The organism is Actinomadura sp. DC4 (assembly GCF_030406325.1).
Taxonomy (GTDB): Bacteria; Actinomycetota; Actinomycetes; order Streptosporangiales; family Streptosporangiaceae; genus Actinoallomurus.
The window spans coordinates 1-12,339 of sequence record NZ_JAUEQY010000045.1 but is presented as its reverse complement, the minus strand read 5'-3'; the positions used below and the strand labels follow the sequence as shown (position 1 = coordinate 12,339).

The following is a 12,339-nucleotide window of genomic DNA, read 5'->3' as shown; positions in this document are numbered from 1 at the left end:
CAGCGTGTCCTGGCCGGTGACGGCGCTGTGACACTCGCTCTGTACGGGTCCGGCGGCCCTGGTCATCGCCGCCTCGCCGACTCCCCATGTGACAAGCGCCACTCTTGCGGACCAAGCGCCCAGCGCGGCCCGGCGGAGCGGACAGCAGCGATGGCGGCGACCCGTACGGCGGCCTCAGCCGTCGATCTCGACCTCGGCCTCGATCTCCACGGGGATCGAGAACGGGAGCTCGGCCATGCCGACCGCCGACCGGGCATGGCTGCCCGCCTCCGGCCCCCACAGGCGAAGGATCAGGTCCGAGAAGCCGTTGATGACGCCCGGGGTGTCGGTGAACCCCGGCGCCGCGTTGACCATGCCGAAGACCCGCAGCCAGGCCGTCACCCGGTTCAGGTCGCCGAGTTCGCGCCGCAGGCTGGCCAGCACCGCGAGACCGGTCAGGCGCGCGGCCTCGTACGCCTCACCCGGCGTCACCTGGTCCCCGACCTTCCCCAGCGGACCGGCCAGGGAGCCGTCGGCGAGCAGCGGGCCGTGCCCGGAGACGAACGCGCGCCCGCCCCGGATCCGTACCCAGGGGAACGGGAGGGTGAGGCCGGGCTGCATCCGCATCGGCTCGGGCAGCGTCAGCCCGAGCTCGCGCAGGCGGTTCTCGATGTCCAACCGTGATCTCCTCTCACGAGCGCGCCTGGATCGTCGTGGCTCTGAGTGTGCAGGTCGAGACCTTCAGGCGGCTCTCGCATGTCCAGCGGTCGATGACCGCGAGGCCCGCGGTGCCCTCGGCGGGCGTCGCCGGGTCGCTGTACTTGCGGAAGACGCGCAGCGCCTCGGCGCACGTCGTCCGTCCCCGTACGACGACCACGCGGGCCGGGGCCCCGGTGACGGTCGTGACCCGGCCGCAGACCGTGCCCGCGCCGACCGGGCGCGGCCGCCCGGTGGGCGCGGCGGAGGGCTTGGGGATGACCAGGGGCGGGCCGGAGGGCTTCTGCTGCCGCGTAGGCCCACCACTTGAGCACCCGGTGAGTGCGAGCAGCGCCACCAGCGCGAATCCATGACGTACGACCACGGTGGGGGATTCTCTCAGAGGGGGCGGCGGAGCCGTACGCGGTCCGGCTTTCCCGATGGGAGCAGCGGGATCTCGGGGACCAGTTCGAGGGCGCGCGGGGCGGCGTGGGCGGGCAGGGTCGCGCGTACGTGGTCGCGCAGCTCGCCGAGGGTGACCGACCCGACGACGACGGCGGTGACCAGCTCGCCCCACTCCTGGTCGGGCCGGCCGACCACGACGACGTCCTGGACGGCCGGGTGGGAGCGCAGCAGGTGCTCGACCTCGCCGGCGACGACCTTCTCGCCGCCGGTGTTGATCACGTCGTCGGCCCGGCCGCGGATCCGCAGGGTGCCCTTCTCGATCACGCCGAGATCGCTGGTGACGAACCAGTCGCCGTCCAGGACGCCGGCGGTCAGGTCGGGCCGCAGCCGGTAGCCGCCGAACAGCACCGGGCCCGCGAGGCGGATCCGCCCGTCGTCGCCCACGGCGGCGGAGACCCCGTCGAGCGGCACGCCGTCGTACACGCAGCCGCCGCACGTCTCGCTCATGCCGTACGTGGTCAGGACCCGCGCGCCCGCGGCCCGTGCGGACGCGAGGAGGTCCGGGGGAGCGGCGGCCCCGCCGAGCAGGATCGAGGAGAACACCGACAGGTCGTGGTCGAGCATGCGGCGCAGCTGGGTCGGTACGACGGAGATGTGCTGGGCGCCGCTCGCCAGTGCCTCGGCGGGGGAGAAGCGCTCCTGGATGATCGGGGTGGTGCCCGCGACGACGGAGCGGGTGAGCACCTGGATGCCGGCGATGTGGTCGGTGGGCAGGCAGCAGAGCCAGCGGTCGCCGGGGGCGGCGCCGACGCGGTGGAGCGTCGCGTTGGCGGAGAACCGCAGGGCCTCGGCGGACAGCTCGACGATCTTGGGTCGCCCGGTCGAGCCCGAGGTGGCGATCAGCACGGCGGCGTCCGTGGGACGGCCGGACTCGCGGGCCGCCGTGCCGTCGGGGGTCTCGACGGCCGCCGGGGCCAGGGCGTCGAGGACGGCGCGCAGCGCGGGTTCGGGCAGAGCGGGGGAGAGGGGGCAGATCGCGGGGCCGCTGCCGTCGAGGGCGGCTTCGAGGCGGCGGGCGAGGAGCGGGCCGGGTGGCAGGACCACGGCGTGGAGGGTTCGGCTCATGACAGGGGCCAGGCTATTCCAGGCCGGCGGCCCGGGTACTTCACGGTTGAACTTACAATGTAAAGGCGGGCGGCTGGAAACATCAAATCTCCCCATCCACGAACACCACCCCACCCTCCACCACACGGGCGGCAGCCGCTTGAATGGCAGGGCGCCTCACCCCACGAAAGGACACGGCATGGTCTCCGAGCTGTTCGACGCGGACGCGTGGAAGGCGGTGGAGGGCTTCGACCTCACCGACATCACCTACCACCGGGCCGTCGACCACGGCACCGTACGCGTCGCGTTCAACCGGCCCGAGGTCCGCAACGCGTTCCGCCCGCACACCGTGGACGAGCTGTACCGCGTGCTCGACCACGCGCGGATGTCCAGCGACGTCGGCTGCGTGCTGCTCACCGGGAACGGGCCCTCGCCCAAGGACGGTGGCTGGGCGTTCTGCTCGGGCGGTGACCAGCGGATCCGTGGCCGCGACGGCTACCGGTACGCCGAGGGGGAGACGGCCGAGACGATCGACCCGGCGCGCTCGGGGCGGCTGCACATCCTGGAGGTCCAGCGGCTGATCCGGTTCATGCCCAAGGTGGTCATCTGCGTGGTGCCGGGCTGGGCCGCGGGCGGCGGGCACAGCCTGCACGTCGTGGCCGACCTGACGCTGGCGAGCCGCGAGCACGCGCGCTTCAAGCAGACCGACGCCGACGTCGCCAGCTTCGACGGCGGTTTCGGCTCGGCGTACCTCGCGCGGCAGGTCGGGCAGAAGTTCGCCCGGGAGATCTTCTTCCTCGGCGACACCTATGACGCGGAGGCGGCCCATCGCATGGGCATGGTCAACGCGGTCGTGCCGCACGCAGAGCTGGAGCGGACCGCGCTGGACTGGGGCCGGAAGATCAACGGCAAGAGCCCGACGGCGCAGCGGATGCTGAAGTTCGCCTTCAACATGATCGACGACGGGCTCGTCGGCCAGCAGGTCTTCGCCGGTGAGGCGACCCGGCTGGCTTACATGACCGACGAGGCCGCCGAGGGGCGTGACTCCTTCCTGCAGAAGCGCTCTCCGGACTGGGGTCGTTTCCCCTGGTACTACTGACCTCCGGTGCGCGCTCCGGCGGCGCGCGGTCGTAGGGTTGGGCGGACGCGAGAGTCGAGGATTGAGGGGTCAGGCCATTGCGGGTGTTCGCCATCCCGATGCGCACGCGGTTTCGCGGCGTGACGCTCAGAGAAGGAGCGCTCGTTCGTGGCCCGGCCGGGTGGGGGGAGTTCTCCCCGTTTCCCGAGTACGGCCCGGCCGAGTGCGCCCGTTGGCTGGCCGCCGCGAACGAGGCCGCCGATGAGGGCTGGCCGGCGCCGTTGCGGACGCGGATCCCGGTCAACGTGACCGTGCCGGCCGTGGGCCCGGAGGCCGCCCACGCGATCGTGGCGGGCTCGGGGTGCCACACCGCGAAGGTGAAGGTCGCCGAACCCGGGCAGGACGAGGTGGACGATCTCGCGCGGGTCGAGGCGGTACGCGACGCGCTGGGGCCCGGCGGGCGGGTGCGGGTCGACGCCAACGGCGCCTGGTCGCCGGACACCGCCGTACGGATGATCAAGGCGCTGGGCGAGCTGGAGTACGCCGAGCAGCCGTGCGCGACGCTCGGCGAGCTGGCCGACGTACGCCGGCGGGTGGACACGCCGATCGCGGCCGATGAGTCGATCCGCCGGGCCGAGGACCCGCTGCGGGTACGCGCGGCGGACGCGGCCGACGTCGTGGTGCTGAAGGTCCAGCCGCTCGGCGGCGTGCGCGCGGCGCTGGCGGTGGCCGAGGCGTGCGGGCTGCCCGTGGTGGTCTCCAGCGCGGTGGAGACCTCGGTGGGGCTCGCGGCCGGGCTGGCGCTGGCCGCCGCGCTGCCGGAGCTGCCGTACGCCTGCGGGCTCGGCACGCTGTCGCTGCTGGAGGGTGACGTCGTGAGTGAGCCGCTGGCGGCGGTGGACGGCGTGATCGAGGTGCGCCGCCCGGAGGTCGACGAGGCGGCGCTGGGCCGTTACGAGATCGACGGCGAGGCGTGGCGGCGGCGTGCCGCCGCGGCGGCGCAGGCGGGGGCGGCCCGGTGAACCCGGCGACCGCTCTGGCGACCGTCCTGGTCGACGAACTGCTGCGTTGCGGGCTGACGGACGTGGTGCTGGCGCCGGGGTCGCGGTCGGCGCCGCTGGCGCTGGCGCTGTACGAGCAGTCCAAGATCCGGCTGCATGTGCGGATCGACGAGCGTTCCGCGTCGTTCCTGGCGTTGGGCATCGCCAAGCGGAGCGGCCGTCCGGTCGCGGTGGTGTGCACGTCGGGTACGGCGGCGGCCAACTTCCATCCGGCGGTCGTGGAGGCGCACGAGTCCGGGGTGCCGCTGCTGGTGCTGACCGCGGACCGGCCGCCGGAGCTGCGTCAGACGGGCGCCAACCAGACGATCGACCAGATCGGGCTGTACGGCTCGGCGGTGCGGTGGAGCTCTGAGGTCGGCACGCCGGAGGAGCGCCCGGGGATGGTGGCGTACTGGCGGTCGCTGGCGAGCCGCGCGTGGCACATCGCGCTCGGCCCGGATCCGGGCCCGGTCCACCTCAACCTCGCGTTCCGCGAGCCGCTGACCCCCGATGAGGACGAGTCGTGGTGTGAGCCGCTTGACGGCGACGCGACGGGCCCGTGGACGAAGATACGGGCGGCGACGCCGGGTTCGGTGCTGCACGTGCCGCCGACGCGGCGCGGCGTGCTGGTGGTCGGCGACGGCGCGGTCAACGTCAAGCGTTACGTCGCGTCGGCGTCGATGGCGGGCTGGCCGGTGCTGGCGGAGCCGAACGGCAACGCGCGTTACGGCGACCACGCCCTGTCGGCGCATCACTTCCTGCTGGGGGTGCCGGAGTTCGCCGAGCGTTATCGGCCCGAGGTCGTGGTGACGCTGGGCAAGCCGGGACTGTCGCGGCCGCTGCTGTCGTTCCTGAGGCGTGCGGAGGAGCACATCGTGGTGACGCCGGCGCTGTCGCGGTGGCCGGATCCGGTGCGGTCGGCGACGCAGGTGGCGCAGGAGGCGGAGATCCCGGTCGTGTCGGGTGACGACGCGTGGCTGAAGGGGTGGCGGACGGCCGACCTGGTGGCGCGCAACGCGGTGGACTCGGTGCTGGATGAGTCGAGCGAGCCGTCGGAGCCGCGGCTGGCGCGTGACCTGGTGTCGGCGATGCCGGGTGGGTCGATGCTGCTGGCGGCGTCGAGCATGCCGATCCGTGACCTGGATCAGACGATGCATCCGCGGCGGGGGATCCGGATCCTGGCCAACCGCGGGGCGAGCGGCATCGACGGGCTGGTCTCGACGGCGATCGGCGCGGCGCTGGCGCACGGCAACCGGGCGTACGCCCTGCTGGGTGACCTGGCGTTCCTGCACGACCAGAACGGTTTGATCATCGGGCCGCAGGACCGGCGTCCGGACCTGGCGCTGATCGTGATCAACAACGCGGGTGGCGGGATCTTCTCGTTGCTGCCGCAGTCGGCGTTCCCCGAGCCGTTCGAGCGGGTCTTCGGCACTCCGCACCAGGTCGACCTCGCCTCGGTGGCGGCGGCGCACGGTCTGCCGTACGCGCGGCTGGAGACGATGGACGGGCTGTCGAAGGTCATCGCGGGGGAGGGCCTGCGGATGGTGGAGGTGCGGACGGACCGGGCGGCGAACGCCGCACTGCACGCGCGGATGCGTGAGGCGGCGCACGAGGCCGTACGACGGTCGCTGCACGCCTAAGCTCAGGCGGGCGGCCGTAGAGGCGCCCGGTCGGTCACGGTGTTCTCCGTCGGTCGAGGCGGGCGGGGATGAGGGCGAGGAACAGCACGGCGGCGGTCAGCGCGAATCCCGCCGGGTAGCCCACGAGCCCGGCCATCAGGCCGAAGCCGGTGGCGCCGATGCCCATGCCGCCGTCGTAGGCGAGGTTCCACAGCGCGCTCACCCGGCCGAACTCCGTTTTCGGCGATCGCTGGAACATCAGGGTCAGGGTGACGTTCTGGGCGGCGCCGAAACCGATCCCGAACAGCGCCGCGCCGGTGACCAGCGCGTACGGGTTGTGCAGCCAGATGAGGCCGGTGGTGCCGAGGGCGGCGGTGAACACCGAGGGCAGGAGCAGGCGCGCGGTGCCGTGGCGGTCGCCGTACCGGCCCGCGAGCCAGCGGGCGAGGGGCATGGTGGCGGCCTGGACGAGGAGTGCCAGCGCGGCTGTGCCGCGGGAGGTGGCGGGTACGGCGATGGGGAGGAAGGTCAGGAGGATCCCGGCGGCGAGCGTGATGGCGGAGAAGATCGTCGCGGGCCGGGCGAGGGCACCGTCGCGGAGGCCGGCGAGGACTCCGGCGTGCTTGTCGATCCGTCCTCGTGCGGCGGGCAGGCCGACGAGTGTGGCCAGCGCGGCGAGTGAGGCCGCGGCTCCGGCGGCGAACACGGGTCCGTAGCCGAGATGGACGCTGAGCCACAGGCCGAGGGGGAGTCCGACGATGGCGGGGACTCCGACGGCGAGGCCGTACAGGCCGAGTGCCTCGCCGCGGCGTTCGTCGGGCACGAGTTCGGCGATCATCGCGGGGCCGGCCACGACGACGATCCCGAGTCCGGCTCCGCGGGCCAGGCAGACGGCCAGTACGAGGGGGAGCGCGGGGGAGGCGGCCAGCAGGGCGGACGGCACGCCCAGGAGCAGCAGCCCCAGACCGAACCCGGCGCGGTATCCGAAGCGGCTCAGCAGGGTGGGCGCGGCGAGCTCCATCAGCACGGTGGCCAGCATCATCACGCCGGTCGACAGTCCGGCGCCCATACCGCCGGCTCCGCTCGTCGCCGCGTACAGCGGAACCACCGAGATCAGCAGGTAGAAGCTGCCGGTCGACCCGATCGAGGCCACCAGCAGGAAGATCATCTGGCGGGTCAGCAGGGTCGGCCGCTTCGCGGTTCTCACGTCGAGATCGGTCACGGGGACAGCGTCCCGCGGCGGGCGGTTCGCGTGAATCGGGCGAGTTCCCTATCCGCCATCCCTAGATGCCGGATAAGGCATCCCCATCTGGGAGTCTGTGGGGCGTGAACGAGGTCTTCGTGGGGCGCGAGGCGGAGCTCACCATGCTCGGCGAGGCCTGTGAACGGGCGGGGGAGGGGGCGCCCGCCGCGGTGCTCATCGGCGGTGAGGCCGGGGTGGGAAAGTCCCGGCTGGTGGCGGAGTTCACCTCGCGGCTGCCCGGGGGCGTGTACGCCGGGGGGTGCGTGGAGCTGGGCGCGAACGGGCTGGCGTTCGCGCCGTTCACCGCGGTGCTGCGCGGTCTGGTGCGGGAGTTCGGGGTGGCCGGTGTCGCGGCGCTGCTGCCCCAGGGCGAGGTGCGGGAGCTGGGCCGGTTGCTCCCGGCGCTGGGACCGGCGGGCGGCGACGGCGGTATGGCCCGCGCGCGGCTGTTCGAGGAGTTCCTGGCGCTCTTCGCGGGCCTGGCCGAGCGGCAGGGGCCGGTCGTGCTGGTCGTGGAGGACATGCACTGGGCGGATCGGTCCAGCCGGGAGCTGGTGGGGTTCCTCGCCCGCAACCAGCACGCCGCGCCGGGCCTCGTCATGGTCGTCACGCATCGCAGTGACCATCTGCACCGGTCTCATCCGCTGCGCCGGCTGTGGGCGGAGCTGGACCGGCTGGCGTGGGTGACGCGCCGCGAGCTCGGCCGGATGACCAGGAGCGAGGTCGTCGGCCAGCTTCGCGGTCTGCTCGGCCGCGAGCCGGACGCGGGGCTCAGCGAGGAGATCTTCCGGCGCAGCGCGGGCAACCCGCTGTTCGTGGAGGCGCTGTCGGAGCGGGCCGGCGCGCCGGTGCCCGAGTCGATCCGTGACCTGCTTCTCACGCCGTTCGAGCGGCTGCCGGCCCGTACCCGCGGGGTCGTTCGGGCCGCTGCGGCCGGCGGGCCCGGTGTCGGTCACGGGCTGCTGTCGGCGGTCACCGGGCTGGACGACGCGGCGCTGACGGAGGCGCTGCGGCCGGCGGTGGCGTCGAACCTCATGCTGGTCGAGGAGAACGCCTACGTCCTCCGGCACGCGCTGGTCCGCGAGGCGCTGTACGAGGACATGCTGCCGGGCGACCGGGCCGTGCTGCACGCGCGCTACGCCGGGGTGCTGGAGACGGACCCGGCCCTCGCCCCGGGCGGTCTGGCGGCGGTCGAGTCCGCCCATCACTGGTACGCCTCAGAGCGCGATCCGGGCCGGGCGCTGGTGGCCTCGTGGCGTGCCGCCGGCGAGGCCCTGGCCTCGCTCGCGTACGCCGAGCAGCTGCACATGCTCCTGCAGGTCCTGGAGCTGTGGGAGCGGGTCCCCGATGCCATCGCGGCCTCGCGCGCCGAGGTGGTCGAGGCGGCGGTGCACGCGGGCATGGCGGCCGGTGAGGGCGCGCGGGCCATGGAGCTGATCGCGGAGGGCCTCGCGGAGGATCCCGGTCCGGTCCGCGCGGGCCGGTTGCTCGCGTGCCGTGGTGAGCTGCGCGTCGCGCTCGGGCTGCCGGGCGACCTTGAGGACCTGCGGGAGGCGGCGCGGCTCATCCCGGCCGGGCATGAGGCGCGGGCGCCTGTGCTGAACAGGCTGGCCAACCGGCTGCTGACCATTCCGCGTGAGGAGGAGGGCCGGGCGGCCGCGCGGGAGGCCATCGCGGCGGCGCGGGCGGCCGGTGACCGCGGGTCCGAGAGGATGGCCGCCATCAACCTCGCCTACGCCGAGGCGCGGGCCGGCGACGTCGACGGGCGGCTGCCGGACCTGGTGGCCGCGCGCGAGCGGGCCGGCGGCGATCACGAGGCCGTCATGCACGCCTGCCGCTGTGAGGCGGACGTGCTGCAGGGCGCGGGCCGCTACGAGGGGGCGGCCGAGGCGGCCCGGCGGGGGTTGCGTACGGCGGCCGGGGCCGGGCTGGCCCGTACGTCGGGTCCCACCCAGGCCGGCAACCTCGCGGAGGCGCTGATCGCGCTGGGCCGCTGGGACGAGGCGGGCGACGTGATCGAGCACGCGCTCGGCCTGTCGCCGACGCCGAGCCTGCACGCGTATCTGCTGGTCCTGCGCGGGACGATCGCGCTGGGCCGGGGCGACCTCGGTCTGGCCGGTACGTGCGCGGGTTACGCGCGGGAGGTCTTCACGCGGGGCACCTCCTACGCCCAGGACCACCTTCTGCTGGTGCACCTGGAGGTCGATCTGCGGCTCGCCGAGGACCGGCGGCCGGAGGCCGTGCGTCTGGTGGAGGAGGCGCTGAGCACCGGTGAGACCGAGACGAGCGCGCGTTACCTGTGGCCGGTGGTCGAGGCCGGGGCACGGGCGGGCGCCGGAGGCCTGGAGGAGACGGCGGCCGCGCTGCCGGTCATCGGCCCGGTCCAGCGCGCCCACCGGCTCGCCTTCACCGCCGAGGCGGGGCGGCCCGATCTGTGGGACGGCGTCGCGGCCGCGTGGGCGGACCTGTGCCAGCCCTACCCGGAGGCCCTGGCGCTCGTCCGGGCGGCGGAGGTGGCCGCGGAGGCCGGGGACCGGGCTTCGGCCCGTACGCGCCTGAGCCGCGCGGCGTCTCACGCGGACCGGCTGTCCGCCCGGCCGCTGCGCGCCCGGATCGACCGGCTGGCGCGGCTCGCGCGCGTCTCCCTGGCCTCAGGCGGCGGGGAGCCGGCGGAGGACGGGGAGGGCTTCGGCTTGACGCCGCGTGAGCGTGAGGTGCTGGATCTGATCGCCGAGGGCCGGACGAACCGCCAGATCGCGGAGGAGCTGTTCATCTCGGTTAAGACGGCGGGGAACCACGTCTCCAGCATTCTCGCCAAGCTCGGCGTGACCGGCCGTCTTCAGGCCGCGACCACCGCGCAGAGGCACCGGCTCATCCGGGCGGACGGGCGCGGCTGACGGATCCCCTGGCGGAAACGGAGATGTCTCCGGTAGTGTTCCGGTGGTCATAACGGAGAACTATCCGTTTCCCTCGGCAACCTGTGAGGACGGGATTCCCATGCCCTCCACCGACACCCCCTCGCCCCGCCCCGGGGGCCCCGGCCTGCTCGCGGGCCGCACCGTCTCCCGCGTCGGCTACGGGGCCATGCAGCTGCGTGGACTCGGCGACCGTGCCGCCGCCGTCGCGATCCTGCGGCGTGCGGTCGAGCTCGGCGTCGACCACGTCGACACCGCCCAGATCTACGGCGCCGGTTTCGTCAACGGCCTCATCCGGGAGGCGATCCGCCCCGATGACGGCGTCATGGTCGTCAGCAAGGTCGGCGCCGACCCGGCCTCGGGCGGCCCTCTGCCGATCCGTATCGCGCAGCGGCCCGAGGAGCTGCGGGCGAGCGTCGAGGACAACCTCAGGAGCCTCGGCCTCGAGCAGATCCCGCTGGTGAACCTGCGCCGCGCCGATGCCGGGCCCGGCCCCCGGGCGGAGGGCGACCAGGTGGTCGATCTCGACGACCAGCTCGCGGCCATGGCCGCGATGCGCGAGGAGGGCAAGATCGGCGCGATCGGGCTCAGCGCGGTGAGCCTGGACCTTCTGCGGCGGGGGATCCCGGCGGGCATCGCCTGCGTGCAGAACGCCTACAGCCTCGTGGCGCGCGAGGACGAGGACCTGCTCGGCCTGTGCGCGTCCGAAGGCATCGCCTGGGTGCCGTACTTCCCGCTCGGCGGCGCCCTTCCCGGCCTGCCGAAGGTCACCGGCCGGCCGGCCGTCGTGGCCGCGGCGCGGTCGCTGGGCGTGGCTCCGTCGCAGGTCGGGCTGGCCTGGCTGCTCCACCGCTCCCCGAACGTCCTGCTCATCCCGGGTACGGCCGATGCCGGGCATCTGGAGGAGAACGTCGCCGCGGGCGCGATCACGCTCGGCGAGACGACGCTCGCCGCACTGGACGCCGTCCCGTCCTAGTCCGGGGCCACGGCGCGGTCCTTGGGCGCCGGCGCCTGGAACGAGGCGAGGAGGCCGAGCCTGTCGGCGTCGCCGGTGCCGGGGTCGGCGTGGAAGACGACGAGGAGCTGGCCGTTCGACCCGCCGACGGCGAGTTTCTCGCGGTTCAGGGTGAGTTCGCCGACCTGCGGGTGGTCGAGCCGTACGGACGCGCCCTCGCGTACCTGGACGTCGTGGCGTGCCCACAGCCGGCGGAATCGGTCGCTCGCGAGGGACAGCTCGCCCACGAGCTCGATGAACCGGGGGTCGTCGGTGTCGGTGCCGACCGACTCGCGGAACCCGGCGACCAGGCCGGCGGTGGCGGCCTCCCAGTCGGGGTAGAGCGCCTGCTCGGCGGGGTCGAGGAACACGTCGCGCAGGCGGTTGCGGCCGATGGCGAGGCGGGGTGAGAGCGCCGCGGCCAGGGGATTGGCCGCGAGCACGTCGAAGTAGCGGCCCTCCAGGAAGGCCGGCAGCGCGAGGGAGCCGAGCAGCTTGCCGATGCCGGGCGGCACCGCCTCCCTGCGCGGCCGGCGGCGCTTGCGGCGAGGCGCCTCCGACCCCAGGCCGAGCAGGTAGGCGGTGCCGGCCTCGTCGAGCCGGAGCACGCGGGCCAGGGATTCGAGCACCTGCACCGACGGGTTGCGGTCGCGGCCCTGTTCGAGGCGCAGGTAGTAGTCGGCGCTGATGCCGGCGAGCATCGCGACCTCCTCGCGCCGCAGGCCGGGCACGCGGCGGACGCCGAGCTGGGGGAGTCCGACACTGCCCGGCGTGACGAGCTCGCGCCGGGCGTGAAGGTAGTCCCCGAGCATGTTCGTGTCCTCGCCCATGGATGAAAGCCTAGGCGGGCCCCGGGCCGGGAGCCTGGCCCTGTCACCCCCAGGCTCTCAGGCGCAGCAGCGGGGACCGGTCGTGCGGGGTGGGACGGTGTCCAGGATGAGGTCGAAGCGGTCGCCCGCCCGCTGGGTCTGCTTCTCGTCGGTGGTCAGGAGCACGTCCGCGGCCCCGCGTTCGCGGGCGTCGCCGGTCTTGTCCGGGGTGCGGCCGAGGACGGTGACCTCGGCGCCGAGGGCGGCGGCCGGCTTCACTCCGAGGTGGCCCCGGCCGCCGAGGCCGGCCACCGCTACCCGGCCGGCCGGCCCGACGCCGGCGGCCCGCAGGGGCTCCCACCTCGTGATCCCGGTGCACATCAGCGGGGCGGGTGCGGCCGGGCCCAGCCCGCCGGGCAGGGGGCGTACGCCGCGCGCAGCACGTTCTCGCGGCGCC

At 74.2% G+C, this 12,339-nt stretch carries 10 protein-coding genes and 1 pseudogene; 5 read left to right on the top strand and 6 right to left on the bottom strand.

Annotation, left to right across the window (positions count from 1 at the left end):
* Positions 1-174 precede the first annotated feature (174 nt).
* Genes QWU11_RS43175 through QWU11_RS43165 form a run of 3 tightly spaced genes read right to left on the bottom strand, consistent with a single transcriptional unit; the run spans position 175 to position 2,205 of the window.
* Positions 175-657 (bottom strand): RidA family protein, encoded by a 483-nt coding sequence (locus QWU11_RS43175; protein ID WP_290120396.1) that lies wholly within the window; start codon positions 655-657, stop codon positions 175-177.
* A 13-nt stretch (positions 658-670) separates the two neighbouring features.
* Positions 671-1,060 carry a hypothetical protein gene (locus QWU11_RS43170; RefSeq protein WP_290120395.1) on the bottom strand — a complete coding sequence of 130 codons (390 nt, stop codon included), beginning with the start codon at positions 1,058-1,060 and terminating at the stop codon, positions 671-673.
* Between the two features lie 14 nt (positions 1,061-1,074).
* A complete protein-coding gene (locus tag QWU11_RS43165; RefSeq protein ID WP_290120394.1) occupies positions 1,075-2,205 on the bottom strand; it encodes an AMP-binding protein in 1,131 nt (376 codons plus the stop codon).
* Positions 2,206-2,383: 178 nt separating this feature from the next.
* On the opposite strand from QWU11_RS43165, the gene QWU11_RS43160 reads away from it, so the two are divergent.
* The 3 genes from QWU11_RS43160 to menD all read left to right on the top strand — a co-directional run bounded on the left by QWU11_RS43160 (position 2,384) and on the right by menD (position 5,942).
* Positions 2,384-3,283 (top strand): 1,4-dihydroxy-2-naphthoyl-CoA synthase, encoded by a 900-nt coding sequence (locus QWU11_RS43160; RefSeq protein ID WP_290120393.1) that lies wholly within the window; start codon positions 2,384-2,386, stop codon positions 3,281-3,283.
* Positions 3,284-3,360: 77 nt separating this feature from the next.
* Positions 3,361-4,284 carry an o-succinylbenzoate synthase gene (locus tag QWU11_RS43155; protein WP_290120392.1) on the top strand — a complete coding sequence of 308 codons (924 nt, stop codon included), beginning with the start codon at positions 3,361-3,363 and terminating at the stop codon, positions 4,282-4,284.
* Entirely contained in the window at positions 4,281-5,942 is a 1,662-nt protein-coding gene (gene menD, locus QWU11_RS43150; RefSeq protein WP_290120391.1) for a 2-succinyl-5-enolpyruvyl-6-hydroxy-3-cyclohexene-1-carboxylic-acid synthase, read from the top strand. Before QWU11_RS43155 ends, menD begins: the two co-directional genes overlap by 4 nt.
* 34 nt (positions 5,943-5,976) lie before the next feature.
* On the opposite strand, the gene QWU11_RS43145 is transcribed toward menD, so the two are convergent.
* On the bottom strand, positions 5,977-7,143 hold the full coding sequence (locus tag QWU11_RS43145) for an MFS transporter (RefSeq protein ID WP_290120390.1): 1,167 nt from the start codon (positions 7,141-7,143) through the stop codon (positions 5,977-5,979).
* A 104-nt stretch (positions 7,144-7,247) separates the two neighbouring features.
* On the opposite strand from QWU11_RS43145, the gene QWU11_RS43140 reads away from it, so the two are divergent.
* The gene (locus QWU11_RS43140) at positions 7,248-10,061 is read left to right on the top strand and encodes a helix-turn-helix transcriptional regulator (protein ID WP_290120389.1); all 2,814 of its coding nucleotides are present in this window, start codon (positions 7,248-7,250) and stop codon (positions 10,059-10,061) included.
* A gap of 100 nt (positions 10,062-10,161) precedes the next feature.
* Positions 10,162-11,055, top strand: coding sequence for an aldo/keto reductase (locus QWU11_RS43135; protein ID WP_290120388.1), 894 nt, complete (start codon positions 10,162-10,164; stop codon positions 11,053-11,055).
* On the opposite strand, the gene QWU11_RS43130 is transcribed toward QWU11_RS43135, so the two are convergent.
* Together QWU11_RS43130 and QWU11_RS43125 are read right to left on the bottom strand one after the other, a co-directional pair.
* A complete protein-coding gene (locus QWU11_RS43130; protein ID WP_290120387.1) occupies positions 11,052-11,903 on the bottom strand; it encodes a helix-turn-helix transcriptional regulator in 852 nt (283 codons plus the stop codon). The two genes, QWU11_RS43135 and QWU11_RS43130, sit on opposite strands and share 4 nt — an antisense overlap.
* A gap of 57 nt (positions 11,904-11,960) precedes the next feature.
* Positions 11,961-12,339, bottom strand: a pseudogene (locus QWU11_RS43125) (hypothetical protein); the annotation flags it as partial.

Bases quoted from the DNA above. Each gene is read 5' to 3' on its own strand.
- QWU11_RS43135 (WP_290120388.1), top strand. From the start codon at position 10,162: ATGCCCTCCACCGACACCCCCTCGCCCCGCCCCGGGGGCCCCGGCCTG.
- QWU11_RS43130 (WP_290120387.1), bottom strand. From the start codon at position 11,903: ATGGGCGAGGACACGAACATGCTCGGGGACTACCTTCACGCCCGGCGC.
- QWU11_RS43165 (WP_290120394.1), bottom strand. From the start codon at position 2,205: ATGAGCCGAACCCTCCACGCCGTGGTCCTGCCACCCGGCCCGCTCCTC.
- QWU11_RS43160 (WP_290120393.1), top strand. From the start codon at position 2,384: ATGGTCTCCGAGCTGTTCGACGCGGACGCGTGGAAGGCGGTGGAGGGC.